This window comes from Limnohabitans sp. B9-3 (genome assembly GCF_002778325.1).
Classification (GTDB): Bacteria; Pseudomonadota; Gammaproteobacteria; order Burkholderiales; family Burkholderiaceae_C; genus Limnohabitans; species Limnohabitans kasalickyi.
Genome location: NZ_NESI01000003.1, coordinates 416,620 through 441,098, shown reverse-complemented (window position 1 = coordinate 441,098; position 24,479 = coordinate 416,620). Strand labels below are relative to the sequence as shown.

Sequence of the window (24,479 nt, the reverse complement as noted above, 5' to 3'; positions counted from 1 at the left end):
TCAGTGGTCCTGATCAAGCGCCGATCGGGGGCGGCTGAAACCAATGCGCGTCTTGCTCACACAACCCCGATAACGACGCATCTTCACTCGGCATGGGCGCTGGTCCGATCAAAGAACGCGCCACCAAAACCGCTGACAACGCATCGGCTGACATCGCTGTGCCGCAATAACGGCCCTGCCCCAACACACAACCCATATCGAACAAGGATTGACGTTGTGCCGCCGAATTCAAGCCATCCACCATCACTGTCACGTTCGTGGCGATCGCGAACGCCGTCATCATCTGTAATGTGCTGCTAGATTCGTTATTTTCGACAACAAAATCTAGCAACTTGTGGTCGAGTTTGATTTTGCGTATGGGAAAACTTTGTAACAAAGCCACCGATTGATGGGTGGAGCCAAACCGATCCAAAGTCAGACTCATACCTTGGTCGACCAAGTTTTGAACCGCCTGCTTCATCAATACCGACTGTCGCAGCAAAAGCGATTCATTCACCTCAAGCTCCATGAATTGATGCGGAAATTGCGCTGCCGCACACGCCGCATGAATTTGCCCAACCAAGGACGGATTTTGTAACTGACTGGCTGATAAATTCAAAGACAAGGCCAAGGGGCCGTGCTGCTTGTGCCAAATCGCAGCTTGATGACAAGCCGTTGTCATGACCCAAGCGCCAAAAGGCAAAAACAAGCCGCTCTTTTCAGCCAAAGCGATGAAATCGGCAGGGGAAATGTTGAGCCGCTGCCCCGATGGATGCAACCAGCTCACGAGAACCTCGACACCAAACAAGCCCTCATCCGCCAAACGCATGATGGGCACATACTTCAACGTGATGTCTGCGTCTTTCAGCGCTTCACGCATTGCGTTGTCCACATTAAAAGTTCCCCCGCCTCCTCCTGATGACGGTGGTGGGTTATTTTTTTCGATGCGGATTTTGATACGGCGCTGCTTAACCCACACATAAAGGGCGGCAAAGACCAAGAAGGCGGCCCCGAAGCCTGCGAAATAAGGTGTGCACGAAGCCCACAAATCAACCGACAAATACAAATTGGCAATGATTTGTGTATCAAACGACACGGGAACCATGATGTGGAGTTGGTTGTCATCCAAATGCGTGGCCAACTCAAACTGGGCCTGCTGCGCGTAATCCACCGGCTGACCCGCGCGTGAATAGCTCGCCAACGTCTGACCATTGTGCGCGACCAATTCGGCCACCTGCACACCAGGAACGTCCTCTAAAGACTTCATCAAAACGGCAACTTGCTGCGCGTCATTGGCCATCAAAGCGCCAAGCACGCGCTGCGCAAAAGAAGCTGCCAACTGCTCTTTGCTCTCGATCAAGGCGTTGCGCAAGTAAACAAACCCAAAACCGCTGACAAGAATCGCACCCACCACCAAAGCGACGGCAAGTTGAGGGCGAAAACGTGCCTTCTTGCGCTTTACCAGGGTGTCTTGTTCCATATGTTTCATCTCAAACTCCTGCCTATTCGAAATCACGTCTCACCCCTCATCGCGCTCTTGGCCATCAAGGACAAGATAGCTACTCTGGGTTACAAAGGTTGGCAAGAGTATTACACATATAAATGTTAAGTATTCAATTAAACTGGCATTTATTTACTTTTACTCATTAAATTAACAATTTCTGCATAAATGCGGTTCTCTTGACCAATTGACACTGCCCAACTTCCAGACAAACACCGCACAAAACGAGCAGCGTGAATCGCTCCAAAAACACTGGAAAATGAGCTGAACATGTAAGCATAAAATTTTTATGGTCTAAAGATACCGACCACGCCTTACTCTTTTTATTGCGATGGACAGAATCAACCATTCATATGACAAGCAACTCCAAAAAAGAACTCCCCCCCTCTGAACCCGCTGCCACCGGTTTGCGCAAAGGTTTGACCTCTTATGGCGACCAAGGTTTCTCCCTTTTCCTGCGTAAAGCCTTCATCAAGGGAGCCGGCTATACGGATGCGGCGCTCAACAGGCCGGTGATTGGCATCATTGACACGGGCAGTGCCTACAACCCCTGCCACGGCAATGCACCGCAACTGGTCGAAGCTGTCAAGCGAGGCGTGATGCTGGCTGGCGGATTACCGATGGACTTTCCGACGATTTCCATCCACGAAAGCTTTGCTGCGCCGACCAGCATGTATTTGCGCAACCTCATGTCCATGGACACCGAGGAGATGATTCGGGCCCAACCGATGGACGCTGTCGTGATGATCGGCGGCTGTGACAAGACCGTGCCGGCTCAGTTGATGGGCGCCGCCTCGGCAGGCATTCCTGCGATTCAACTCATCACCGGCTCCATGCTCACCGGGTCGCACCGGGGCGAACGCGTAGGCGCTTGTACCGATTGCCGTCGCTACTGGGGCAAATTCCGCGCCGAAGAAATTGACGCGCAAGAAATAGACGATGTGAACAACCAGCTCGTGGCAAGCATTGGCACCTGCTCGGTGATGGGCACGGCAAGCACCATGGCCTGCGTGGCCGAAGCTCTGGGCATGACAGTGCCGGGTGGTGCCACGCCACCCGCCGTGACAGCCGACCGCATCCGCATTGCCGAGGAATCGGGGGCACGTGCGGTGCAGATGGCGCATGAAGGCCTGACGATCGACAAGATCCTGACAGCCGACGCCTTCGAAAACGCCATGCGCGTGCTATTAGCTATTGGTGGATCGACGAACGGTATCGTGCACCTTGCCGCGATTGCAGGCCGTGTTGGCCTAGAGCTCGACTTGCAAGCGCTGGACCGCATGGGCCGCGACACCCCAGTGCTGCTCGACCTGAAGCCCTCGGGCCAGCATTACATGGAAGATTTTCACAACGCGGGTGGTATGGCCACCCTGTTACGAACCTTGAAGCCGTTGCTCAAGCTCAACACGATGACCGTCACCGGCCGCACCTTAGGCGAAGAGCTAGAAGCTTCAGGCCCCGGCTTTGCGCAAGACGTGGTGCGCCCTATAGACAGACCCATTTATCCGCAAGGCGCCATTGCGGTGCTGGCTGGCAATTTGGCCCCAGGCGGCGCCATCATCAAGCAGTCAGCGGCAAATGCAGAACTGATGGAGCACGAAGGCCGTGCTGTCGTCTTTGAGAATGCCGAAGACTTGGTCAAGCGCATCGACAGCGACGATTTAGATGTTCAGGCTGACGACATCTTGGTGCTCAAAAACATAGGCCCCAAGGGTGCACCTGGCATGCCAGAAGCGGGCTACATCCCCATCCCCCTGAAGCTGGCGCGGGCCGGTGTCAAGGACATGGTGCGCATCTCCGATGGCCGCATGAGTGGCACCGCCTTTGGCACCATCATCTTGCATGTCACACCGGAAGCGGCCGTGGGCGGGCCCCTGGCCCAGGTGCGTAACGGCGACCGAATTCGACTCAGCGTCAAAAACCGTGAAATCAGTTTGCTGATCTCCGATGCCGAACTGGCTCAGCGCAGCAGAGATAACGTGGTGGTGGAACCCACCGCCGAGCGCGGCTACCGCAAGTTATTTTTGCAAACCGTGACGCAGGCCGACAAGGGCGTTGACTTTGATTTCTTAAGTGCGCCGCGCATGGTCGGCAAGACGCCTAGGCTCTGAGGCCAGAAAACGAAAAACGCCCCGAGGGGCGTCTTTGCTTGTTTGCTGGCGGAAACGGAGGGATTCGAACCCTCGATGAGGCTCTACACCCCATACTCCCTTAGCAGGGGAGCACCTTCGGCCACTCGGTCACGTTTCCAGCAGTCTCAAATTATAGCCGAGCTTAGGCGCTGGGTTGGTCCAAATCGAAAGCTTTGTGCAACGCGCGCACAGCGAGTTCCATGTATTTCTCGTCAATCACGACCGAGGTCTTGATTTCAGATGTGGAGATCATTTGGATGTTGATGCCCTCTTCGCTCAACGAGCGGAACATCTTGCTGGCCACGCCTACATGGCTGCGCATACCAATGCCCACAATCGAGACTTTACAAATTTTGGTGTCGCCCTGAACCTCGGTAGCGCCCAAGGCTGGCAGCACTTTTTCTTTGAGCAAATCCGTGGTGCGCGCGTAGTCATTGCGGTGCACGGTGAAGCTGAAATCCGTTTTGCCATCTTTGCTGATGTTTTGGATGATCATGTCCACTTCGATGTTGGCGTCGGCCACAGCACCCAAGATTTGGTAGGCGATGCCGGGTTTGTCGGGCACGCCGACCACAGAAATTTTGGCCTCATCGCGGTTGAATGCGATGCCCGATACGATTGCTTGTTCCATTTTTTCGTCTTCCTCAAAGGTGATCAACGTGCCTGATTTGGCTTCTTCGTTGATGTCAATGTCCCACGCGGTGAAGCTGGACAACACTCGCAGCGGCACCTTGTATTTACCGGCAAATTCAACCGAGCGAATTTGCAACACTTTGCTGCCCAAAGAGGCCATTTCCATCATTTCTTCAAAACTGACGGTGTGCAAACGGCGCGCTTCGGGCACCACACGCGGGTCGGTCGTGTACACGCCGTCCACGTCGGTATAAATCAAGCACTCATGGGCTTTCAGTGCAGCCGCCACAGCTACAGCCGAGGTGTCTGAACCGCCACGGCCCAGGGTGGTGATGTTGTCTTGATCGTCTTTGCCCTGAAAGCCGGTGATGATGACCACACGACCCGCGTCCAAATCAGCGCGCACGCGAGCGTCGTCGATCGACTCAATGCGGGCTTTGGTGTAGGCATTGTTGGTGCGAATAGGCACTTGCCAGCCGGCGTAGCTGACGGAAGGCTGGCCTTCGGCTTGCAGCGCGATGGCCAACAACGCAGAAGACGCTTGCTCACCAGTAGAGGCCAGCATGTCGAGTTCGCGGTTGTAAGCGGTGTCAGCTTTGGAGGGTGCCAGCTCTTTGGCCAAGGCCAACAAGCGGTTGGTTTCCCCGCTCATCGCGGAGGGGACGACCACCATTTGGTGGCCAGCTCGGGCCCATTTGGCCACGCGCTTGGCGACATTGCGAATGCGCTCTGTTGAGCCCATCGATGTGCCGCCGTATTTGTGAACGATCAATGCCATATTGCTTGGAAAAGTGTGGTTGTGTCAGGCAAAGCTAAAGATTGTAGCAACGCAACACAGCCCCATCTCGGCGCACAAAGCCGTACCCCACCTTGATGTCAATCTGATGGCCACGCGTGGTGCACGCTTTGACTTGTTTCAACAAATCTTGCATTTGCGCTTCGCTGGCCTGCGTGCCCTCCAACGCCAACCAATGGCGCAATACATTGGACTGCCGCGCTTGGCTGAGCGGCTGCAAAGCGCGAATGACGGGGGGATGCCCCACCGTTTGCAAATCTTGCTCAGCCAATTCAGTCAACAAAATTTGTGCCTGCGCCGCATGACGGGCACTGCGGGCAAAAGTCTGACGAAACGCCGGAAAAACTTGCCCCAACACAGGCATCACATGCGCGCGGATACGGTTACGGGTGAAGCGGGTGTCGATGTTGGTGGGGTCCTCCACCCACGGCTCGCCCGTGGCTTGCAAAACATCGCGCAGTGCTTGGCCCGACACGGTCAGCCAAGGGCGGTGGTAGGTCACGCCGCCACGCTGAACCATATCGGGCATGCTGGCCAAACCCGGCAAGCCCGCACCGCGCGACAAGGCCAACAGCAAGGTCTCCACTTGGTCATCGGCATGTTGCGCCAGCACGATGTCTTTGAGCTGACCGTCCCAGTTGTGCTTTAACGCTTCAAAGAAGGCGGCATAGCGGGCTTTGCGCGCAGCGTTTTCAGGGCTTTCACCCGCTGCGTGCGAAGCATTCACACGCATCACCACCAAAGGCACATTCAGGCGCTGGCACAGCGCTTCGCAATGCTGAACAAAGCCGTCTGCTGCAACCTGCAGCCCATGGTGCACATGAATGGCGTGTACTCGATCCGGCCAGCGCGTGGCACAGGCGATCAGCATGGCGGTGGAATCAGCCCCACCGCTGAGTGCGACGGCAAAAGGGCCAAGGTGCTGGAGCGCATCCAGCGAGGGAAAGTTAGCGGGTATCAGCTTTGGTGTCGGTGAACCGGCCATAGCTTTGCAAACGGTCGTAGCGCTTGTCGAGCAAGTCTTTGACTTTGAGGTCACTCACTTGACGCCAAGCATCGTTCAAGCCGCGCTTGAGTTGAGCAGCCATTTGTTTGGGGTCGCGGTGTGCGCCACCCACAGGCTCGTTGACGATTTTGTCGACCAAGCCTAAGGCTTTCAAGCGGTGTGCGGTGATGCCCAAAGCTTCGGCAGCGTCTTCAGCGCGGTCTGAGGTTTTCCACAAAATCGAGGCGCAGCCTTCAGGGCTGATGACCGAATACACCGAGTACTGCAGCATCAACACTTGGTCAGCCACGCTGATGGCCAGCGCGCCGCCCGAGCCACCTTCACCAATGATGGTGGTGATGATCGGCACTTCGAGTTGGGCCATTTCAAAAATATTGCGGCCAATCGCCTCGGACTGGCTACGCTCTTCGGCATCAATGCCGGGGTAAGCACCGGGTGTGTCCACAAAGGTGAACACGGGCAGCTTGAACTTCTCGGCCGTCTTCATCAAACGCAAGGCTTTGCGGTAGCCCTCGGGCTTGCTCATGCCGAAGTTACGCAAAGCGCGTTCTTTGGTGTCGCGGCCTTTTTGCTGGCCCAAGACCATACAAGCATGGCCATTGAAGCGGGCCAAGCCACCCACGATGCTTAAGTCATCGGCAAAGTGGCGGTCGCCGTGCATTTCCACAAAGTCGGTGAAGATGTCGTGGATGTAATCCAGCGTGTAGGGACGCTCTGGATGACGCGCGATCTTGGTGATCTGCCAAGGCGTGAGGTCGCTGTAAATGTCCTTGGTCAGCTGCAAGCTTTTCTTGCTGAGCTGGGTGATCTCCTGCGAAATGTCGACCGCCGACTCGTTTTGCACATAGCGCAACTCGTCGATCTTGCCTTCAAGTTCGGCAATCGGTTGTTCAAAGTCGAGGAAAGTTTTCTTAGCCAAATTCAATACTCCTTGGCTGCTCAGTATTCAACTGGCAGCGGATCTAGCGAGCGCCAAATATACCAAGTCGCCACGCTGCGATACGGGGCCCACGCCGCGGCGACCTCGCGTGCTTCGTTGCGACTGACAGATTCACCCGAGAAATAGTTGTGGCTGATGCCATTGATCAAACCCACATCGTCCAGCGGCAACACATTGGGCCGCAGGAGGTGAAAGATCAAAAACATCTCGGCCGTCCAACGGCCGATGCCGCGAATGGCCACCAGTTCATCGATGATGGCCTCATCGTCCATGTCGGACCATGTTTTAACGTGCAAGGCGCCATTGTCAAAATGCAGCGCCAAATCGACCAAGTACTCCACCTTGCGAGCCGACAAGCCTGCCGCCCGCATATCGTCCACCTTGAGCTTGAGCACATTGATGGGGGTCACCTTGCGGGGCAGCAGCGCAAAACGGTCCCACACGGTTTGCGCAGCCTTCACCGAAATTTGCTGGCCCACAATGCTGCGTGCCAAAGTGACAAACGCGTCGCCTCGGGACTGCAAGGAAGCCTCGCCAAACTGGGGGATGAGGCGCTTCATCACCCGGTCTTTTTTCATCAGGTGTTTGCAAGCCTCCGCCCAATACTCGGGCGTGGCCATGATGACTTTGTCGGTCGTCGCCATGCTCAGCCACGCTCCCAAGTGGTGCCCGTGGGCGAATCTTTGAGCACGATGCCCTCGGCAGCCAAGGTTTGACGAATGCGGTCAGCTTCGGCAAAGTTTTTGGCAGCTTTGGCGGCTGCGCGCGCCGCGATTTGGACTTGAATGGCGGCTTCATCTAGGCCAGCGCCAGCTTGGGCAAAGGCTTTCGGGTCGTCTTGCAACAGGCCCAAGACGCCGCCCAAGGCTTTCATCAAACCAGCGGTCTGCGTGGACTGTGTTCGGTTAACTTCCCCCGCCAATTCGAACAACACGGCCACAGCTTCGGGGGTGCCAAAGTCTTCGTCCATCGCGGCTTTGAAGCGTGCGGCGTGAGGTTCGGCCCAGTCAACCGTCACCGCATCGGGCGTGACAGTACCCAGCGCGGTGTAGAGGCGCTTCAACGCGCCTCGGGCGTCGTTCAAATGCACATCGCTGTAGTTCAACTGGCTGCGATAGTGGCTGCGCACCACGAAGAAACGCACGGTTTCCGCATCAAACTCTTTGAGCACATCACGAATGGTGAAAAAGTTGCCCAAACTCTTGGACATTTTTTCGTTGTCCACGTTGATGAAGCCGTTGTGCATCCACACGCTGGCCATCTTTTGGCCTGTTGCGCCTTCGCTTTGGGCAATTTCGTTTTCGTGGTGCGGGAACTGCAAGTCAGCGCCACCGCCGTGGATGTCAAAGCTCTCGCCCAACATCTCGCAGCTCATGGCCGAGCACTCGATGTGCCAGCCTGGGCGGCCTGCACCAAAGGGACTGGTCCATTTGACCTCTTCGGGCTCGCTGGCCTTTGCGGATTTCCACAGCACAAAGTCCAGTGGGTCTTGCTTGCCACCTTCTTCGGTACTCACGGCCACCCGCTCGCCCGCTTGCAATTCGTCGAGCGACTTGCCAGAGAGCTTGCCATAGCCTGGAAATTTGCGGACGGCGTAGTTCACATCGCCGTTGCTGGCTTGGTAAGCCAAGCCTTTCTCCTGCAACGTGCCAATCATCGACAGCATTTGCGGCACGTAGTCCATGGCGCGGGGCTCGTACGTGGGGCGCTCGATGCCCAATGCATCGGCATCTTGGTGCAGTGCATCAATCATGCGGTCGGTCAGGCCGCGCACGGTTTCGCCGTTTTCCAGCGAACGTTTGATGATCTTGTCATCGATGTCGGTGATGTTGCGCACATAGGTCACGCGGTAGCCGCTGGCTTTGAGCCAGCGCTGCACCACGTCAAATGCCACCATCGAACGGGCGTGACCCAAGTGGCACAGGTCGTACACGGTCATGCCGCAGACGTACATGCGGACGTGGCCAGGCTCGAGTGGCGAAAATTTCTCCAGCGCACGCGTGAGCGTGTTGTGAATGCGAAGCGTCATGAGTGAGTCGTGAAAGACCGCGCTAGAGGCGGACATAAGGGGTGTGACTGAGGGGGGTGGCAGAGCGGTGCAATAAAGACCCTCTGTTTTACAATAGTGTCAGTATACAAAGCACATGAAAAACCCTGACATCTCTTTCCGCACAGCAACCTCGCTGCCGTTTTTGAAGCGCTGGGGTTTAGGGCTCCTGTTTTTCACAAGCGCCTTGTGCACGGCCGACTTGGCACTCGCCCAAACCAACGCCAGCCAAGACTGGCAGCCCGGCCAACCCTCTGTGCCGCAAATGCAGAGTGATCCGCACGACAGCGTTCGCAAATTGCTGCGCCAGGCCAAGTACCCACAAGCCTTGGTGTTGGTTGAAAAGAGCCTCAAAACAAACCCCAACGACCCACAAATGCGGTTTTGGCAAGCCTTCATGCTGGACCACATGGGTCAAACAGCCCAAGCGCTCACCATTTACCAAAACCTCAGCCAAGACTACCCCGAGCTGGCCGAACCTCACAACAATTTGGGCGTGCTGTATGCCGCCCAAGGTGACTACCCACGCGCCAAAGTGGCGGTAGAAGCCGCTTTGCGTGCTAACCCTAACTACGCTGCTGCCCACGAAAACATGGGTGATTTGATGGTGCAGTTGGCCCGGCAATCTTACGAACGGGCCCTCAGCATCGAGCCCGCACACCGTGCACCCGCGAAGAAAATTGAAGCTCTACAACCCGCACTTGCACTCACCCAAGGCAAAAAACCATGACACTTTTGAACCTTTCTCGTCGCACCCTCTGCGCCATCGGCTTAGCCGCTTGCAGCTTCGTCACGCCGCTGGCTATGGCGCAAGACATGGGCAAAGTACAGCAAGTGAAGTTCGTCACCAACGCGGGCGAGTTTGTGGTCGAGCTCTACACAGACAAAGCCCCCAAAACCGTGGAAAACTTTGTGCAATATGTGCGTGACAAGCACTACGACGGCACCATCTTTCACCGGGTGATTGGCAACTTCATGGTCCAAGGCGGCGGTTTTGACAGCCGCTACTCGGAACGCCCCGGACGTGCACCTGTGATGCACGAAGGCCGCGAAGCTCTCGCTAAAGGTGGACCTCGCAACACGGTGGGCACCCTCGCCATGGCGCGCACCAATGCCCCACATTCAGCCACCGCCCAGTTCTTCATCAACGTGGTGGACAACGGCTTTCTTGACCCCACCCCTCAACAATGGGGCTACACCGTGTTCGGCAAAGTGGTCTCGGGCATGGACACCGTGAACAAGATCAAGTCCACCCCCACAGGTGCTGGCGGCCCCTTTCCCTCCGATGTGCCCCGTACGCCCATCGTCATCCAATCAGCCACCTTGCTTTGAAACGCACAGGCAACACTTTTTTTCATTTTTAGGAAACACACCATGAGCAACCCACAAGTCGAACTGCACATCTTGGACCACGGCGTCATCACCATCGAACTCGATGCGGAAAAAGCCCCCAAGTGCACGGAAAACTTCTTGAGCTACGTGAACAAAGGTCACTACGACAAGACCATTTTTCACCGTGTCATTCCCGGCTTCATGGTGCAAGGCGGCGGATTTGAGCCAGGCATGACCCAAAAGTCTTGCGACGCGCCCATCGACAACGAAGCCAACAACGGCCTCAAGAACAACCACTACACCCTCGCCATGGCCCGCACGTCGGACCCGCACTCGGCCACCGCCCAGTTCTTCATCAACGTGGCCAACAACGACTTTTTGAACCACACAGCACCCAGCCAACAAGGTTGGGGTTACGCCGTGTTTGGCAAAGTGGTGGCAGGTAACGACGTGGTCGACAAAATCGCTGCTGTCAAAACCGGCCGCAAGGGCTTTCATGACGACGTGCCCAAAGAAGATGTCGTGATCGAAAAAGCTGTGGCGCTCTGAGCCCCCTGCTTCTTCTCACTGAATTGCCTGAAGCCAGTCGGCCTTTGAACAACGCTGGCTTCAATTCGCCTCGCCATGCCAACGCTACCTCTGCTGACACTGCCTGTGCCCTGCGTGCAAGCACCCAAGCAGTGGCAACGCATTGACTTCATCTCTGACCTACACCTAGACGCCAGCGAGCCCGCCACCTTTGAGGCGTGGGCCCAGCACATGGCACACACCCCTGCTGACGCCCTCTTCATCTTGGGCGATTTGTTTGAGGTCTGGGTGGGCGATGACACCCAAGACCCTTTTGCCCTGAAATGCATGGACGTGCTCCAGCAAGCCGCGCATCGCTTGCCTGTGTACTTCATGTGCGGTAACCGAGACTTTTTGGTGGGCGACGCCCTGCTCAAAGCCACAGGCATGCAGGGTTTGAGCGACCCCACTGTTTTGCAAATAGATGAAGCGATGGATACCGAGCCTGCCGCCATCGGCGCCCTCCATTCCTCAACTGACTCACGCGGCAACCAGCCGCTGCGCCTCTTGCTCAGCCACGGCGACAGCCTGTGTTTGGACGATCACGATTACCAAGCCTTTCGCGCACAAGTGCGCCAACCCGCTTGGCAGCACACGTTTTTAGGGCAGCCCTTGGCGCAACGACAAGCCTTCGCACGCCAATTGCGCGTGCAAAGCGAAGCTCGCAAGAAAACACACACCGACTACGCCGATGTCGACCACCCCGCTGCTCGCAGTTGGCTAGACGCAGCGCAAGCTTCGGTTTTTTTACATGGCCACACCCACAAGCCCGCTGTCCACGACTTGGGGGATGGCTTGACCCGCTGGGTACTCAGCGATTGGCATGCCGACGCACAACCGCCACGCTTGGAAGTGCTGAGCTGGTTGCGTAGCCAAGAAAAAAGCCCCACGAGGGGGCTTTGTCGATTGCCGCTGAGCCACTCATAAATGAGCTGCGGCATTTTGGGGTTTGAGGCTTGGCTTAAGAAGGCAAACTAAAAAAGGACGGTTTTAGGCCGCCCTTTTCACGCTCAGCGCTTGAGCAACACCTTGAGCGCCGACTGCAAACGACGCGCAGCAGCTTCGTCATAAGCTCCCGCCAAGACATGTGCCGCATCGGCAGCCCATGTCATTTGGGGCGACGGGTCGTTGCGACGGGTCAGCATTTGCAATTGCAAGGCACGGCGTGCGTCCATTTGCGCTGCAGGTGTGGGCAATTCAGCCGCCACTTCTAAGCGCAACAAAGGCGTGACCGTGTCTGCTTTGACTTCGCTCGCCAAGGCTTGCGCCCATTGCGTGCGTTGCGCAGGCGAGAGCTTGTTGCCAATGGCTTGTGCCGCAGGCAACTGGCTGGCATCACGCTTTTCCCAGGCATGCATCAACTGGGTCAGCACTTCGCCGTGCGCTTGGGCGGCCAAGCGACGCAAGGCGTCTTGCGCGGACTCCAAAGCAAAGCGTTGCGCACGGAACGCCGCATCGCCCAAACGAGGACCGCGTGGGGCAAAGCCGTCACGGTCACGGCCAAAACCAGCGCCTTTGTCACCGCCAGCGCGGTCGCCAAACTTGCCGCCACCGGGCTTGCCATCACGACCACGCCCGGCAGGCGCCACTTCGGTGCGCTTTTGACCAGGTCGGTCATCACCACGTACGGCAACCACAGGACGCGGTGCAGCTTTGGGAGCGGGCGCAGGTGCAGCAGCCGTTTCGGCTGTTGCTGAATGAGCAGCTTCAGTTGCTGACGACCCATCGGCTTGCGATTGAGCGGTTTCAGGAGGTGCAGAAGCATCTGCAACAGATTCACTTTTGTCTTGGGCCACTTGCGCAGCATCCACAGACGAGGACTCAGCCGTTTTCGGTGTGTCGGCAGCAGGGGCAGGCGTAAGGGCGGCAGGTGCTGCCACTGGCATTTCACCGCGGGCAATCTGATCCAGCGCTTGCATGGCGGAGCGAATTTGTGCACCGTCGCCTTTGGCGATGGCTGACTCAAGGGCTTTGGAAGCGTCCAACACGGCTTTGTCCAGCGGTGTCAACGCAGTTTGGGTCTGTTCACGCGCCGATGTTTTGCGGGCAAATGCCTCGTCAATCGGCTGGCGGAAGGCGTCCCACAGTTTTTGTTCTTGCTTGCGATCCAACACGACGGTGTGGGCTTCTTCTTGCCAACGCTGTTGCAAAGCTTTGACCGCATCAATGCGCAAGGTGGGTGCGGCACCCAAGGCTTGGGCTTCGGCAATCAGGCCATGGCGACGCGCCAAACTGGCTTTTTGCACGGCTTCTAAAGGCTCGTGTGCAGCGTGAATGACAGCTTTCCAAGTGGGCTGCAACTCAGCAAACATCTTCTCGCTCAGATGGCCGCTATCGCGCCAACGTTGGGCAAATTGGTGAAGTTGACGCGCCACGCCCTTCCAGTCAGGGCCTTGGGCATGTTCAGCGGCCCAAGCTTTGACTTCTTCAATCAGAGCCAAACGCTGGGCTTTGTGAGCAGCTGTTTGTGCGCGGGCTTCTTTGAGCCACACATCAACCACTTCGTGCGCACGGTTGCAGGCAGCGTCAAAACGCTTCCACAACGCGGGGGTAGGCGCGGCTTCTTTGTCGATTTTTTTCCATTGCTCACGCAAATTGCGCAAGGCTTCTTGCAACTTGCGACCGCCCATGGCGGGCACGCGCACGTCAGCTTGGGCAACAACTTCGGGGGTTTTGACCGTGTCAACAGCCGGTGCAGTTTCGGCCACAGGTGCCACCACCTCGGCCGTCACAGCAGACTCGATCACTTCTACAACGACTGGCGAACTCTCGGCTTCGGAAACAACCTGCACGGTCTCAACAGCGATCTCAGCAGCAGTCTCAACCGGAGAGGCAGTCACCGCCTCCGCCACCACACGCGCCTTTTTGGGCGCGGGCGCGGGTTTGAACAACGCCTCGGCTTGGAGCACCAGCTCCATGCGCTTTTGGTCCACCAGCGTTTTATCGGCCGTAGGCTTGACCTTGCGGGTCGCGTCCAAACCACCAGCGGCGGGAACTTTGGGGGCGGGTGCTGCTTTTTGCGGCAACGCTTCACCACGGGCCAAGCGCAATTGGTCAGCCCAAGCCGGCACATCTGGCAAGGGGGCTGACGTGTCGGCTGCAGCAAGTTCAGTCAAACTCAAAGCCGCGCTGAAGGCCGTCCACACGGCTTGCACTTGCTGGGCGCTGGTTTGCAACGCTGGAGCGAACTTGGCATCGACGCTGGGCCACTGGGCATTGGCCAACAAGGCTTGTGCTTGCGCATTCCAGCGATCCAAATCAGCTTGCAGGCCATCGCGCAAGGCTAAGGCATCTTGCCAAGGCTTGGTCGACAGCACCTCAATGCGCTGCGCCAACAGCACAGCGGCTTCACGTTGCACTTGGGTTTGGTGTTGCAAATCTTCAATGGCTTTGACGCGTTCGACCAACGCTGTCTTCAATCCGGCCAAGGGCTCGCGTGACAAAGGTGCGCCGGCTTTGGCGGCATCGCGTTGCCAGCCCATGGCATCGGCTAAATTGATACGGGACGCGTCGCGCAAAGCCTCGCCCTTGATGGCCCATTCAACAATCAAAGCGTCTTGGTCTTTGGTGCGGCGCAACTCATCGAGCTTCTCGCGCAGGACTTTGGCAGCGCCTTTGTCTTTGCTGCTCATTTCGTTAAAAACGGCTTGCAATTGCTCCAACGTGGGCTGCCCCAACAGCCAATCACGCAAGCGCGCAGTGCGGTCTCCCGAGTTAGAAGCGGTGAAGGCGCCGCCGGTCAAAACGTCAAGGGCAGCAAGGTCGAGGGGTTTGGCAGAAGAATCAGTCACAGGTAGAGCTCACAGTAAATTAGCCCTGATTGTCGCCTAGGCTTTAAAATTTTCATTCCCTTGACTTTATAAATTTGTACGAATGCCCCTGGTTGCCACATTGACGCGAGGATTGCGCACGTTTGCATCCGACGTGGCTCAAGGCTTTTTCGCCATCACCCACAACGGCATGGCCGTGGTTGGGCTGTCTTTGTTTTTCTTCGTGGTGGCCATGACGGTGCGCCCCGATTTACGCGCCATCACCGAAACCAAGCTGATTGGCTGGCTGCAAGAACGCCAGTACGACGCCACGGGTTTGGCCTCTGATGTGGATGCGGTGGACCGTGCCACGGCCACCGATCCGCGAGATTTACCCAAACAACAAGCCAATTTGGCTTATTGGCTCAGCCGCAAATACCGCGTCGCCCCCGAACCGGTGAGTGCCTTGGTCAGCGAAGCCTACGACTTAGGCCCCCGCAACGACATCGATCCGACCCTGATTTTGGCGGTGATGGCCGTGGAGTCGAGCTTCAACCCCTTCGCCCAAAGTGGCGTGGGTGCTCAAGGTCTGATGCAAGTCATGACCAAGGTCCACGCCGACAAATACCAAAGCTTTGGGGGCGCAATGGCTGCTTTTGACCCGGTAGCCAACCTGCGGGTGGGCGTCAGTGTGCTCAAAGAATGCATCACACGTGCAGGCAGCTTGGATGGGGGTTTGCGGCTTTATGTGGGCGCAGGCAACACCAAAGACGACAGCGGCTACGCGGCCAAAGTGGTGGCTGAGCACGCGCGATTGCTGCAAGTCGCTAAAGGCGTCAAAGTACCCACCACCCTGCCTCCGTCGACCGCAGCTGAGGCAGCCACTGCCCGTTTGGAGAGTTTGTGGGAGAAAGCACAGCGCTTGACCCCCTTCGGCAAAGAGCCCAAAGACGACGAAGAACCACGGTAAACTCTCTTTCGTGCGCAACTGGCGATAGGCGTGCGGGGCAGTAGCCCTGTACCGCTGACGTGGATGTATGACCACTGGGAAGCGCGCAGCCTCTCTGACAAGAGGTGCTTTGCCGTTCGCCTGGGCAGCCATAAAACCACCTTTTTCTAGGACTGCCAGCATGTACAACCGCAACATCACCATCGAACAAACCGACCCCGAAATTTGGGCCGCCATTCAGGGCGAAAACGCCCGCCAAGAGCACCACATTGAGCTGATCGCCAGCGAGAACTACGCCTCTCCCGCCGTCATGCAAGCCCAAGGCTCGCAACTGACCAACAAATACGCCGAAGGCTACCCTGGCAAGCGCTATTACGGTGGCTGCGAGCATGTGGACGTGGCCGAACAATTGGCCATTGACCGTCTGAAACAGATTTACGGCGCAGAGGCCGCCAACGTGCAACCACATTGCGGCGCATCGGCCAACGAAGCCGTGTTCCTCGCTTTCTTGAAGCCCGGCGACACCATTTTGGGCATGAGCTTGGCCGAAGGCGGTCACTTGACCCACGGCATGGCGCTGAACATGTCTGGCAAGTGGTTCAACGCCGTGTCTTACGGCTTGGACGCCAACGAAGCCATCGACTACGAGGCGATGGAAGCCAAGGCCCGCGAGCACAAACCCAAACTCATCATTGCGGGCGCTTCTGCCTACAGCTTGCACATCGACTGGGCACGTTTTGCCAAAATCGCCAAAGAAGTGGGTGCGATCTTCATGGTCGACATGGCCCATTACTCCGGCTTGATCGCCGCAGGCCAATACCCCAACCCCGTGCCTCACGCCGACGTGGTGACATCGACCACCCACAAGAGCTTGCGCGGTCCACGCGGCGGCATCATCTTGATGAAGGCCGAGCACGAAAAAGCCATCAACAGCGCCATCTTCCCAGGCCTGCAAGGTGGCCCCTTGATGCACGTCATCGCAGCCAAGGCTGTAGCGTTCAAAGAAGCCATGCAGCCTGACTTCAAAGACTACCAAGCCCAAGTGGTGAAAAACGCCCAAATCGTGGCGGAGACGTTGACAGCACGGGGTTTGCGCATCGTCAGCGGCGGCACCCAAAGCCACGTGATGCTGGTGGACCTGCGTTCCAAGAAGATCACCGGCAAAGTCGCCGAAGCGGCCTTAGGCGCGGCGCACATGACGATCAACAAGAACGCCATCCCCAACGACCCAGAAAAACCATTCATCACCAGCGGCGTGCGCATTGGTACCCCCGCGATGACGACCCGTGGTTTCAAGGACGAAGAAGCCCGCATCACCGCCAACTTGATTGCTGACGTGTTAGACAACCCACACGATGAAGCCAACTTGGCCGCTGTGCGTGCCAAGGTGCATGCGCTGACTTCTAAGTTTCCTGTTTACAAGTAACTTCTTTCAAACCCCCGTTGAGTTTTTGACGGGGGTTTTATTTATTGCGTTGAGGTTTCTCGCCGGATAGGACACGGGTGGCGGGTGCAGCGGGTTCTTCATACGGGGTACCGAAAATCATCACCCGCTGCACCCGCAACCCGCGCTGTTTGAGGTTTGAAATGGTTCGCTCGTTGCGTTGCAACTTTGCAGGCTTACCGTTTCGGCTGAAGTTTGCGAGCGACGCAAAGCATGTCGCAGACTGAGGCTGTTTGGTATTGGCCGCTGACGATTTTTGGTACTCCAGCATGAGGAAGCGGCCAATACCAAATGCCCTCAGCGAGCCCAGCAAAAAAAGCACCCCCTAGCACCGCAAAGAAAAAAGCAAAAGAGAGCACAAAATGAAATGTCCCTTCTGCGGCAACCTAGAAACCCAAGTGGTTGAGACGCGCATCTCCGAAGACGCTAACTCCGTGCGCCGGCGTCGCCAATGCGGCGCTTGCGACAAGCGTTACACCACCTACGAGCGGCCCGATGTGACGTTTCCCAACATCGTCAAAAAAGATGGTCGGCGTATTGAATACCAACGCCAAAAGCTGCTCGACTCCATGAGTTTGGCCTTGCGCAAGCGCCCCGTCAGCACCGAACAAGTGGACAACGCGATTGAGCACATCGAAGAGAAGCTGCTCAGCTCGGGACAGCGTGAGTTGCCCACTACCCGCATTGGCGAGTTGGTGATGCGCGAGTTGAAAAAACTCGACAAAGTAGCTTACATCCGATTTGCCAGCGTGTACCGCAGCTTTGAGGACATCGACGATTTCAAGAGTTTGGTGGACGAAGTTCGCACGTAGTTTTCGAGTTCTAACAAAGCGTCTACAGACCTCAGAGGCCTAGCATTTGCGGCATGCAAACGCTGGGCTTTTCTGTTTTTAAGGCATCCAATTCGCAAGGCTTCACATTGGTGGAGTTGCTGGTTTGCTTATGTCTGCTGGGCGTGCTAACCGCCTTTGCCGCACCGAGCTGGGTGCGGTTCCAAGAACGCGCCCGCGTTGAAGCCGCCCGCGACCAGCTGATGAACGATTTGCAGAACGCCCGATTGCGCGCACTGCAACTCGGGCAAGCCTTGGAGCTGTCGCGGCTGAGCGACTGCACTTGGGCCACTTCTGCAAACACGGATTGGAGCTGCGGCTGGCAGGTGACCACCCAGCTCGACAAACACATTGTGTTCACCTCACCGCTGCACAACCCTCTGGGTTTGACCTTTCCCAAAAACGATCCAATGGTCATCAGCCATCGCGGGGACTTAGGCACCGTGGGCGACCGGTGGGTGATCAAGTCGAAGCAAACGGCGCTGAACGTCGCCATCACCGTTTGCATCAACAGCGCTAGCCGCATTCGCTGGGTGTCGGGGGAGGCTTGCAGTTGAAAACAAACGTCACAGCCATCCTGACCTTGCACCGCCAACTTTCACCGCAAACCGGCGTGGCCCTTCTGGAAGCCTTGATGGCGCTGCTGCTGCTCGCCTCAGGTGTACTGACCTTGCTGTGGACACACCAACAAGCCTTGGCCTTGCAACGCCAACAAGTCATGCGCGCCGTCGCCATGGGTTTGGCCGACGATTTGGCCGAGCGCATGCAACTCAACGCCCCTCGCGCAGCAGACTACGCCAAAGCGTGGGGCGCTTCTGCATTCGGTACGGGAAAGCAGCCTGACTGCGCCGCCCAACCCTGCTTACGCACCGAACTCGCCCAGTGGGACATGCAGCAAGTGCAACAAACGCTGCAAACCCAGCTGCCTGAGGGCGATGTCGCCGTGTTCGCCCTCTCCGACGCCCCTGGCTGGTGGGGCATCGTGCTGACCTGGCGCGACGACCGCATGACCTACCGCACCGATGGCGCGTCTGGCACGCCGGCTTGTCCCGACAACAAAAGCTGTTGGCGCTTGTTTTTTCGTCCGGGGGTTTGAGATGCGCGTCCGTGTCAACGTACATGGCTACACGCTGCCCGAATTGCTGATTGGCCTGTCTTTGGGGTTGATGGTGATCGCGGCCGCCACCGCGGCCTATGGCGTGAGTCGACAAACGTGGAGCAACATGGCAGCCATTGATGCAGTGCATGCCAACGCCCGCATAGCCTTGCGCAAGATCCGCGAGCACGCGCAAATCGCAGGTGCCGCTTACCTCGACAAATCGGCATCGCCCAACACCCAACTCTCCTCAAACTACAGCGCTGGCCAACCCGACTTGCAAGGTGAGAACGGAAACAAAGCCGACGAGCACGTCGCGCTGGGGCACTGGGTCAACGTCTATGACCGCGACTGCCAAGGCAACCAGCCGAAAGGAATCCAAGTTATTCGCAATGACTTCAAACTCAACGCCGACAAAGAGCTGACGTGCAAAGACCTCTCCCCCACCAGCAGCACCTATCAAGCCTTGGCCGAAGGCGTGGAAGACTTTCAAGTGCGCTATGCGCAAGCCAACCCCGCGGCCCAAACGCTGCAATGGAAAACAGCTGACCAAGTCAGCGCCATGTCACAGGTGCTGGCGATAGAGGTTTGCTTGCGGGTAGCCAGCGTCACCACGGTGAGCAACGGATCCACCGCCAGCCAAGGCTGCGCGGGCGAAACGGTGGCTGCCGATGGCCGCTTGCGGCGGGTGTTTCGCCGCGTCATCACGCTGCGCAACCGCGATGGTCTGCTGCCATGAAGCGCCATCACGCAGCTCAACAAGGTTTGGCGCTGCCCACCGTGATGGTGATGCTCATGCTGGCCAGCGTCGGCACGTTGTTGGCATGGCGGCAGTTGTGGGTCAACGAGGTGCTGTTGAAAACCGAAGCCGATCAGCTGCGCACCCAACACAAAGCAGAAGCCGTGCTGCCTTTGGCGGTGCAAGACATTGTGGGCAGAGCCAGCGCAGCCGGTGACAACACACAAACGCACGTCTTTTTTCCAACCACGCTGGCTGAACGCGAGGTGTTGCGCCAACGCTTGGGCAGCGATGCCTGCCGCAACGGCATTTGCGCGCTCACGCCCCCCAAAACAGAAAAGGACGACCTCCTTTCAAAGGCGAGCACCTGGAAAAGCATGACCGCCTCAGCCATGCCCGTGAGCGCCAGCGACACGCCTTACGGCGCTGGCACCGCGTGGTACTGGGTCGACATTCAGCCCGACGCCGTTCAACTCACCACCAATCCCAGCGCTAGCAGCGCGCGGCCCTTCATCTACCGCATCACCGTGCTGGCCAACGGCGTATTGCCCAGCAGCAGCACCGTGCTGCAAACCCTCTGGACCCGCACCAGTCTGAGCGACACGCGGGGCAAACGCCACAGTTGGCGCATCTTGCAAGACTGAACTCACCCATGCCACGCCCCCACACCAACATCCTCAACCGCAACACACTGTGTGCACCTCAATGCGCCCATCGGCCCGTCGACCAACTTGGCTTCACCCTGCTGGAGCTGACCATCGCCTTGGCTTGCACCGCCCTCCTCACCAGCTTGGCATGGCCCAATTACCAAGCACTGCTGCAACGCAACCAACGCGCCCAAGCCCGCACCGCTCTGCTGCAAGCCGCCCATTGGCTAGAACGCGCCGCCAGTGCCAACGGCAATTACCCCGCGCCAGCCGAGGTGCCCATCAGCGTGCTGCAAGTCGAAGGCGTCAATTACAAACTCAGCCTTAGCAGCACCGCCCAAACCTACACCCTCAGCGCCACCCCTTTCGGCCCGCAAAGCGCCGACGCCTGCGGCACCTTGACGCTCAACCATTTAGGGGCACGAGGGATACAAAACGCCAACCCAACCGCAGCGCAGTGCTGGGGTCGTTAAGCAAGAAACACAACACTTCTGTTATTATGAATTCCAAGCAACTGAAAAAGTGGTTAGAGCAGCAAGGTGCCACCTTTCAGCCTGGCAAAGGTTCACATCTGAAAGTTTTTCTCAATGGCAAGCAGTCCACCCTGCCCATGCACGGCACGACCGAACTTGGCAAAGGACTAGAGGCTGCTATCAAGCGACAACTTGGTTTGAAATAAAGGAATGAACGATGTTTGACTATCCCGTGACACTGACCCCTGACAACGGCACCGTGTTGGTCACGTTTGTCGACATCCCCGAAGCCATTACCTTTGGTGCAGATGAGGACGACGCCCTTTTGAACGCCGTTGATGCGCTCGAAACTGGCTTGTCGTTTTATGTCGATGCACGCAAACCTCTCCCAATTCCCAGTCAACCCTCCCCACAACAAGTGACCGTGCGCCCTTCTGCACTGGAATGCGCCAAGCTTGGCGTGTACCAAGCCATGACCGAGCAAGGCATCAAAAAAGCCGAACTGGCCCGCCGACTCGGTTGGCACATGCCACAAGTCGATCGACTGTTTGACTTGCGACATGCCTCCAAAATGGACCAAATAGAGGCAGCAGCCCATGTCCTTGGCAAGCATGTTTACGTGCAAATTGCTTAACAACATCTGAACACGTCTTTCATGAGTTTTTCCGCACACGAAACCGCCTTCATGCAACAAGCCTTGGCGCTGGCACGCGAAGCGCTTTTCCTCACCTCGCCCAACCCCCGCGTAGGCTGCGTCATCGTCAGCCCTCAAGGTGTGGTGCTGGGCAGCGGGCACACACAGCGCGCAGGCGAGGCCCATGCCGAGGTGATGGCCTTGCGCGACGCCCAAGCGCAAGGACACAACGTACAAAGTGCCACCGCTTACGTCACCTTAGAGCCGTGCAGCCATCAAGGTCGCACGGGCCCATGCTGCGATGCCCTCATCCACGCCGGTTTGGCGCGTGTGGTGGTGGCCCAAGGCGATCCCAACCCGCAAGTGGCGGGTCAAGGCATCGCGCGTTTACATGCGGCAGGCGTGCAGGTGGATGTGGGTTTACTGGGTGAAGAAGCGAACGAACTCAACATCGGTTTTTTCAAACGCATGACACACGGCACGCCGTGGGTTCGCATGAAGGTCGCCGCCTCGCTCGACGGTCAAACCGCACTGGACAACGGTGTCAGCCAATGGATCACGTCCGAGCCCGCCCGCCAAGACGGCCACGCCTGGCGCGCCCAAGCGTGCGCCGTGCTCACCGGCATTGGCACCGTGCGCGAAGACGACCCGCAGCTGGATGTGCGCGCTGTACCCACCCCTCGCCAGCCCACGCTGGTGGTGATGGACAGCCAACTCGAAACGCCGCTCACCGCCAAGCTGTTTGTGCCCAAGCGGCCCGTTTGGATTTACTGCGCGGTGGACCATCCCGAACGCCGCGCCGGCCTTGAAGCCAAAGGCGCCCAAGTCATTTGCCTGCCCAACCCAAACAACAAAGTGGATCTTGCAGCCATGTTGCAAGACTTGGGCAAACGCCACATCAACGAAGTGCACGTCGAAGCGGGCCACAAACTCAATGGATCGCTGCTGCGGGCCAACTTGGTGGACGAACTCTTGGTCTACCTCGCCCCCCAGCTCATCGGCCAAGGGCGCGGCATGACCAACCTTGGCCCGCTCACCCAATTGAGCGATGCCAAACCCCTCCACTTTCACGAAGTGACTCACATCGGGCCAGATTTACGGATATTGGCCCGCCCTGTGCGGTAAGCCGCACGTAAACCTGCGAAAATATCAAACTATGTTCACCGGAATCATCACCGGCGTGGGGCGCATCACCGCTGTCCACGACCTGGGTAGCTCTTTACACCACGGCAAGCGTCTCACTTTGCAGACGCCCGCGGGTTATCTCGACGACGTCGGTTTGGGAGACAGCATCGCTTTGAATGGCGCGTGCATGACCGTCACCAGCTTTGACCTCGACGCCCACCAATTCACCATCGACATCTCTGCCGAATCGCTGGCCCGCACCGGGGGCTTGACGGAGTTGGGTCGCGTTAACCTTGAAAAAGCCTTGCGTGCCAACGACCGCTTGGGCGGCCACATCGTTTCAGGCCATGTGGACGGCATTGGTACCGTCACCTATTTCGCGCAAATCGGCGAAAGCTGGGAGCTACGGGTGATGGCACCGCCTGAGTTGGCCAAATACTTGGCCTACAAAGGCTCGATCACCGTCAATGGCGTGAGCCTCACGGTTAATCGCGTTGACGACTTCTTGGGCGACCACGGTCCGCAAGGCCACGAAGCGCTGCGCGGCTCAGAAATCAGCATCAACCTCATTCCCCACACGGTCGACAACACCGCGCTTGGCTCACTCCAATCCGGCAGCACCGTGAACCTCGAAATTGACACCGTGGCCCGCTACGTCGAACGCATGTTGCGCGTCGACGCCACGTTGGCTGCCCCCACCTCTTTGAAAGCTCACCCATGAGTGCATCCCAAACGGCCACGGGCAAAACGCCCGTCAGCATTTCTCCCGTGGAAGACATCGTCGCCGACATGAAGGCGGGGCGCATCGTGATCTTGGTCGACGAAGAAGACCGCGAAAACGAAGGCGATTTGGTGCTGGCGTCTGACCACGTCACCCCCGAAGCCATCAACTTCATGGCCCGCTTTGGCCGTGGCTTGATTTGCCTCACGCTCACCCGTGAGCGCTGTGAATACCTGAAGTTGCCCCCCATGGCGGCTCGCAATGGCACGGTCTACAGCACGGCCTTCACCGTATCGATCGAAGCTGCCGAGGGTGTGACCACCGGCATTTCAGCGGCCGACCGCGCACGCACCATCCAAGTAGCGGTGGCCAAAGCCACCCAGCCCACCGACCTGGTGCAGCCCGGCCATGTGTTCCCGCTCCAAGCGGTGGACGGCGGCGTTCTGATGCGCGCCGGCCACACCGAAGCCGGATGCGACTTGGCCGCCATGGCAGGCTGTTCGCCCTCTTCTGTGATTTGCGAAATCATGAAAGACGACGGCACCATGGCCCGCTTGCCGGACTTGCAAATCTTTGCCGCCGAACACGGCTTAAAAATCGGCACCATCGCCGACTTGATCGAACACCGCAGCCGCAACGAGTCGTTGGTGCACAAAGTGGGCTCACGTCCCATGCACACGTCACACGGCGAATTCAGCGCCAACGCCTACAAAGACATGACCAGCGGCGCGGTGCATCTGGCCCTCGTCAAAGGCACCTGGCAGCCCGACGCCGAAGTGTTGGCCCGCGTGCACGAACCCCTGTCGGTCTTTGATGCCTTGGAACCCAACCGCGTCATGCACTCTTGGGGCTTGGATGCCGCCATGCAGCGCATTGACAAAGAAGGCCACGGCGTGGTCGTGTTGCTCAACTGTGGCGAAAGCGGCGAGCAGCTGCTGGCGCAGTTCGAAGGCACGGCTCGTTCAGCACAAGCCCCTGAGCGCGGCCGCATGGACTTGCGCTCTTATGGCGTAGGCGCACAAATCTTGCGCGACTGCGGCGTACACAAAATGCGCCTCATGGGCAACCCACGCCGCATGCCCAGCATGGCCGGCTACGGACTTGAAATCACCGGCTACCTCTCCAAAGAATAAAGAATA

General features: G+C 57.8%; 26 protein-coding genes, 1 tRNA gene and 1 riboswitch. Of the genes, 18 read left to right on the top strand and 9 right to left on the bottom strand.

Going from position 1 to position 24,479, the window contains the following annotated elements; translation table 11 throughout:
• Window positions 1-13: 13 nt before the first annotated feature.
• A complete protein-coding gene (locus tag B9Z42_RS07535; RefSeq protein ID WP_100132710.1) occupies window positions 14-1,468 on the bottom strand; it encodes an EAL domain-containing protein in 1,455 nt (484 codons plus the stop codon).
• A gap of 365 nt (window positions 1,469-1,833) precedes the next feature.
• On the opposite strand from B9Z42_RS07535, the gene B9Z42_RS07530 reads away from it, so the two are divergent.
• The gene (locus B9Z42_RS07530) at window positions 1,834-3,591 is read left to right on the top strand and encodes an IlvD/Edd family dehydratase (RefSeq protein WP_100132709.1); all 1,758 of its coding nucleotides are present in this window, start codon (window positions 1,834-1,836) and stop codon (window positions 3,589-3,591) included.
• 46 nt (window positions 3,592-3,637) lie between these two features.
• Here B9Z42_RS07530 and B9Z42_RS07525 read toward each other — a convergent pair.
• The 6 genes from B9Z42_RS07525 to cysS all read right to left on the bottom strand — a co-directional run bounded on the left by B9Z42_RS07525 (window position 3,638) and on the right by cysS (window position 9,016).
• Window positions 3,638-3,730 (bottom strand) — tRNA-Ser (locus B9Z42_RS07525).
• Between the two features lie 24 nt (window positions 3,731-3,754).
• Window positions 3,755-5,023: an aspartate kinase gene (locus tag B9Z42_RS07520; protein WP_100132708.1), complete on the bottom strand. Its 1,269-nt coding sequence runs from the start codon at window positions 5,021-5,023 to the stop codon at window positions 3,755-3,757.
• 34 nt (window positions 5,024-5,057) lie between these two features.
• Complete coding sequence (gene tilS, locus B9Z42_RS07515; RefSeq protein WP_100132707.1) at window positions 5,058-6,026, bottom strand: tRNA lysidine(34) synthetase TilS; 969 nt, start codon at window positions 6,024-6,026, stop codon at window positions 5,058-5,060.
• Window positions 5,989-6,966, bottom strand: coding sequence for an acetyl-CoA carboxylase carboxyltransferase subunit alpha (locus B9Z42_RS07510; protein WP_100132801.1), 978 nt, complete (start codon window positions 6,964-6,966; stop codon window positions 5,989-5,991). Before B9Z42_RS07510 ends, tilS begins: the two co-directional genes overlap by 38 nt.
• Window positions 6,967-6,986: 20 nt before the next feature.
• Window positions 6,987-7,631 carry a DNA-3-methyladenine glycosylase gene (locus B9Z42_RS07505; protein WP_100132706.1) on the bottom strand — a complete coding sequence of 215 codons (645 nt, stop codon included), beginning with the start codon at window positions 7,629-7,631 and terminating at the stop codon, window positions 6,987-6,989.
• 2 nt (window positions 7,632-7,633) lie between these two features.
• Window positions 7,634-9,016, bottom strand: coding sequence for a cysteine--tRNA ligase (cysS, locus tag B9Z42_RS07500; RefSeq protein WP_100132705.1), 1,383 nt, complete (start codon window positions 9,014-9,016; stop codon window positions 7,634-7,636).
• A 115-nt stretch (window positions 9,017-9,131) separates the two neighbouring features.
• Between cysS and B9Z42_RS07495 the strand changes: the two genes are divergently transcribed.
• From B9Z42_RS07495 to B9Z42_RS07480, 4 genes are all read left to right on the top strand, one after another.
• On the top strand, window positions 9,132-9,764 hold the full coding sequence (locus tag B9Z42_RS07495) for a tetratricopeptide repeat protein (protein WP_100132704.1): 633 nt from the start codon (window positions 9,132-9,134) through the stop codon (window positions 9,762-9,764).
• The gene (locus tag B9Z42_RS07490) at window positions 9,761-10,366 is read left to right on the top strand and encodes a peptidylprolyl isomerase (RefSeq protein ID WP_100132703.1); all 606 of its coding nucleotides are present in this window, start codon (window positions 9,761-9,763) and stop codon (window positions 10,364-10,366) included. The genes B9Z42_RS07495 and B9Z42_RS07490 overlap by 4 nt, the downstream gene beginning before the upstream one ends.
• Window positions 10,367-10,408: 42 nt before the next feature.
• Window positions 10,409-10,915: a peptidylprolyl isomerase gene (locus tag B9Z42_RS07485; protein ID WP_100132702.1), complete on the top strand. Its 507-nt coding sequence runs from the start codon at window positions 10,409-10,411 to the stop codon at window positions 10,913-10,915.
• Between the two features lie 75 nt (window positions 10,916-10,990).
• Window positions 10,991-11,860 (top strand): UDP-2,3-diacylglucosamine diphosphatase, encoded by an 870-nt coding sequence (locus B9Z42_RS07480; RefSeq protein ID WP_100132701.1) that lies wholly within the window; start codon window positions 10,991-10,993, stop codon window positions 11,858-11,860.
• Window positions 11,861-11,943: 83 nt separating this feature from the next.
• Here B9Z42_RS07480 and B9Z42_RS07475 read toward each other — a convergent pair whose 3' ends face one another.
• On the bottom strand, window positions 11,944-14,724 hold the full coding sequence (locus tag B9Z42_RS07475; RefSeq protein ID WP_100132700.1) for a DUF349 domain-containing protein: 2,781 nt from the start codon (window positions 14,722-14,724) through the stop codon (window positions 11,944-11,946).
• An 82-nt stretch (window positions 14,725-14,806) separates the two neighbouring features.
• Between B9Z42_RS07475 and B9Z42_RS07470 the strand changes: the two genes are divergently transcribed.
• Window positions 14,807-15,652: a lytic transglycosylase domain-containing protein gene (locus B9Z42_RS07470; RefSeq protein WP_100132699.1), complete on the top strand. Its 846-nt coding sequence runs from the start codon at window positions 14,807-14,809 to the stop codon at window positions 15,650-15,652.
• Between the two features lie 4 nt (window positions 15,653-15,656).
• Window positions 15,657-15,785: riboswitch (ZMP/ZTP riboswitch) on the top strand.
• A gap of 27 nt (window positions 15,786-15,812) precedes the next feature.
• Window positions 15,813-17,057 carry a serine hydroxymethyltransferase gene (glyA, locus tag B9Z42_RS07465; protein WP_100132698.1) on the top strand — a complete coding sequence of 415 codons (1,245 nt, stop codon included), beginning with the start codon at window positions 15,813-15,815 and terminating at the stop codon, window positions 17,055-17,057.
• 37 nt (window positions 17,058-17,094) lie between these two features.
• Here the strand turns inward: glyA and B9Z42_RS07460 are convergent, their stop codons facing one another.
• Complete coding sequence (locus B9Z42_RS07460; protein ID WP_100132697.1) at window positions 17,095-17,397, bottom strand: hypothetical protein; 303 nt, start codon at window positions 17,395-17,397, stop codon at window positions 17,095-17,097.
• A 40-nt stretch (window positions 17,398-17,437) separates the two neighbouring features.
• Here B9Z42_RS07460 and nrdR point away from each other — a divergent pair, with 40 nt between their 5' ends.
• From nrdR to ribBA, 11 genes are read left to right on the top strand one after another with little or no spacing between them, the layout of a single operon-like run.
• On the top strand, window positions 17,438-17,887 hold the full coding sequence (gene nrdR / locus B9Z42_RS07455; protein WP_100132696.1) for a transcriptional regulator NrdR: 450 nt from the start codon (window positions 17,438-17,440) through the stop codon (window positions 17,885-17,887).
• Between the two features lie 53 nt (window positions 17,888-17,940).
• The gene (locus B9Z42_RS07450) at window positions 17,941-18,462 is read left to right on the top strand and encodes a Tfp pilus assembly protein FimT/FimU (protein ID WP_100132695.1); all 522 of its coding nucleotides are present in this window, start codon (window positions 17,941-17,943) and stop codon (window positions 18,460-18,462) included.
• Entirely contained in the window at window positions 18,459-19,001 is a 543-nt protein-coding gene (gene pilV / locus B9Z42_RS07445; RefSeq protein ID WP_100132694.1) for a type IV pilus modification protein PilV, read from the top strand. Before B9Z42_RS07450 ends, pilV begins: the two co-directional genes overlap by 4 nt.
• Window position 19,002: 1 nt before the next feature.
• On the top strand, window positions 19,003-19,740 hold the full coding sequence (locus B9Z42_RS07440) for a PilW family protein (protein ID WP_158235923.1): 738 nt from the start codon (window positions 19,003-19,005) through the stop codon (window positions 19,738-19,740).
• The gene (locus B9Z42_RS07435) at window positions 19,737-20,384 is read left to right on the top strand and encodes a pilus assembly protein (RefSeq protein ID WP_100132692.1); all 648 of its coding nucleotides are present in this window, start codon (window positions 19,737-19,739) and stop codon (window positions 20,382-20,384) included. Before B9Z42_RS07440 ends, B9Z42_RS07435 begins: the two co-directional genes overlap by 4 nt.
• An 8-nt stretch (window positions 20,385-20,392) precedes the next feature.
• A complete protein-coding gene (locus B9Z42_RS07430) occupies window positions 20,393-20,860 on the top strand; it encodes a type IV pilin protein (RefSeq protein WP_100132691.1) in 468 nt (155 codons plus the stop codon).
• Between the two features lie 26 nt (window positions 20,861-20,886).
• Entirely contained in the window at window positions 20,887-21,066 is a 180-nt protein-coding gene (locus B9Z42_RS07425; protein ID WP_100132690.1) for a type II toxin-antitoxin system HicA family toxin, read from the top strand.
• 11 nt (window positions 21,067-21,077) lie between these two features.
• Window positions 21,078-21,494 (top strand): type II toxin-antitoxin system HicB family antitoxin, encoded by a 417-nt coding sequence (locus B9Z42_RS07420; protein WP_100132689.1) that lies wholly within the window; start codon window positions 21,078-21,080, stop codon window positions 21,492-21,494.
• Between the two features lie 21 nt (window positions 21,495-21,515).
• Complete coding sequence (gene ribD / locus B9Z42_RS07415) at window positions 21,516-22,619, top strand: bifunctional diaminohydroxyphosphoribosylaminopyrimidine deaminase/5-amino-6-(5-phosphoribosylamino)uracil reductase RibD (RefSeq protein ID WP_100132688.1); 1,104 nt, start codon at window positions 21,516-21,518, stop codon at window positions 22,617-22,619.
• Window positions 22,620-22,650: 31 nt separating this feature from the next.
• Window positions 22,651-23,340, top strand: a complete 690-nt coding sequence (locus tag B9Z42_RS07410) for a riboflavin synthase (RefSeq protein ID WP_100132687.1) — start codon at window positions 22,651-22,653, stop codon at window positions 23,338-23,340.
• A complete protein-coding gene (ribBA, locus tag B9Z42_RS07405; protein WP_100132686.1) occupies window positions 23,337-24,473 on the top strand; it encodes a bifunctional 3,4-dihydroxy-2-butanone-4-phosphate synthase/GTP cyclohydrolase II in 1,137 nt (378 codons plus the stop codon). The genes B9Z42_RS07410 and ribBA overlap by 4 nt, the downstream gene beginning before the upstream one ends.
• Window positions 24,474-24,479: the final 6 nt, after the last annotated feature.

What these genes read in the sequence shown, in the direction of transcription:
- B9Z42_RS07535 (WP_100132710.1), bottom strand. Translation starts at nt 1,468, where the DNA reads ATGAAACATATGGAACAAGACACCCTGGTAAAGCGCAAGAAGGCACGT.
- B9Z42_RS07530 (WP_100132709.1), top strand. Translation starts at nt 1,834, where the DNA reads ATGACAAGCAACTCCAAAAAAGAACTCCCCCCCTCTGAACCCGCTGCC.
- B9Z42_RS07520 (WP_100132708.1), bottom strand. Translation starts at nt 5,023, where the DNA reads ATGGCATTGATCGTTCACAAATACGGCGGCACATCGATGGGCTCAACA.
- tilS (WP_100132707.1), bottom strand. Translation starts at nt 6,026, where the DNA reads ATGGCCGGTTCACCGACACCAAAGCTGATACCCGCTAACTTTCCCTCG.
- B9Z42_RS07505 (WP_100132706.1), bottom strand. Translation starts at nt 7,631, where the DNA reads ATGGCGACGACCGACAAAGTCATCATGGCCACGCCCGAGTATTGGGCG.
- cysS (WP_100132705.1), bottom strand. Translation starts at nt 9,016, where the DNA reads ATGACGCTTCGCATTCACAACACGCTCACGCGTGCGCTGGAGAAATTT.
- B9Z42_RS07495 (WP_100132704.1), top strand. Translation starts at nt 9,132, where the DNA reads ATGAAAAACCCTGACATCTCTTTCCGCACAGCAACCTCGCTGCCGTTT.
- B9Z42_RS07490 (WP_100132703.1), top strand. Translation starts at nt 9,761, where the DNA reads ATGACACTTTTGAACCTTTCTCGTCGCACCCTCTGCGCCATCGGCTTA.
- B9Z42_RS07485 (WP_100132702.1), top strand. Translation starts at nt 10,409, where the DNA reads ATGAGCAACCCACAAGTCGAACTGCACATCTTGGACCACGGCGTCATC.
- B9Z42_RS07480 (WP_100132701.1), top strand. Translation starts at nt 10,991, where the DNA reads ATGCCAACGCTACCTCTGCTGACACTGCCTGTGCCCTGCGTGCAAGCA.
- B9Z42_RS07470 (WP_100132699.1), top strand. Translation starts at nt 14,807, where the DNA reads ATGCCCCTGGTTGCCACATTGACGCGAGGATTGCGCACGTTTGCATCC.
- glyA (WP_100132698.1), top strand. Translation starts at nt 15,813, where the DNA reads ATGTACAACCGCAACATCACCATCGAACAAACCGACCCCGAAATTTGG.
- nrdR (WP_100132696.1), top strand. Translation starts at nt 17,438, where the DNA reads ATGAAATGTCCCTTCTGCGGCAACCTAGAAACCCAAGTGGTTGAGACG.
- B9Z42_RS07450 (WP_100132695.1), top strand. Translation starts at nt 17,941, where the DNA reads ATGCAAACGCTGGGCTTTTCTGTTTTTAAGGCATCCAATTCGCAAGGC.
- B9Z42_RS07440 (WP_158235923.1), top strand. Translation starts at nt 19,003, where the DNA reads ATGCGCGTCCGTGTCAACGTACATGGCTACACGCTGCCCGAATTGCTG.
- B9Z42_RS07435 (WP_100132692.1), top strand. Translation starts at nt 19,737, where the DNA reads ATGAAGCGCCATCACGCAGCTCAACAAGGTTTGGCGCTGCCCACCGTG.
- B9Z42_RS07430 (WP_100132691.1), top strand. Translation starts at nt 20,393, where the DNA reads ATGCCACGCCCCCACACCAACATCCTCAACCGCAACACACTGTGTGCA.
- B9Z42_RS07425 (WP_100132690.1), top strand. Translation starts at nt 20,887, where the DNA reads ATGAATTCCAAGCAACTGAAAAAGTGGTTAGAGCAGCAAGGTGCCACC.
- B9Z42_RS07420 (WP_100132689.1), top strand. Translation starts at nt 21,078, where the DNA reads ATGTTTGACTATCCCGTGACACTGACCCCTGACAACGGCACCGTGTTG.
- ribD (WP_100132688.1), top strand. Translation starts at nt 21,516, where the DNA reads ATGAGTTTTTCCGCACACGAAACCGCCTTCATGCAACAAGCCTTGGCG.
- B9Z42_RS07410 (WP_100132687.1), top strand. Translation starts at nt 22,651, where the DNA reads ATGTTCACCGGAATCATCACCGGCGTGGGGCGCATCACCGCTGTCCAC.
- ribBA (WP_100132686.1), top strand. Translation starts at nt 23,337, where the DNA reads ATGAGTGCATCCCAAACGGCCACGGGCAAAACGCCCGTCAGCATTTCT.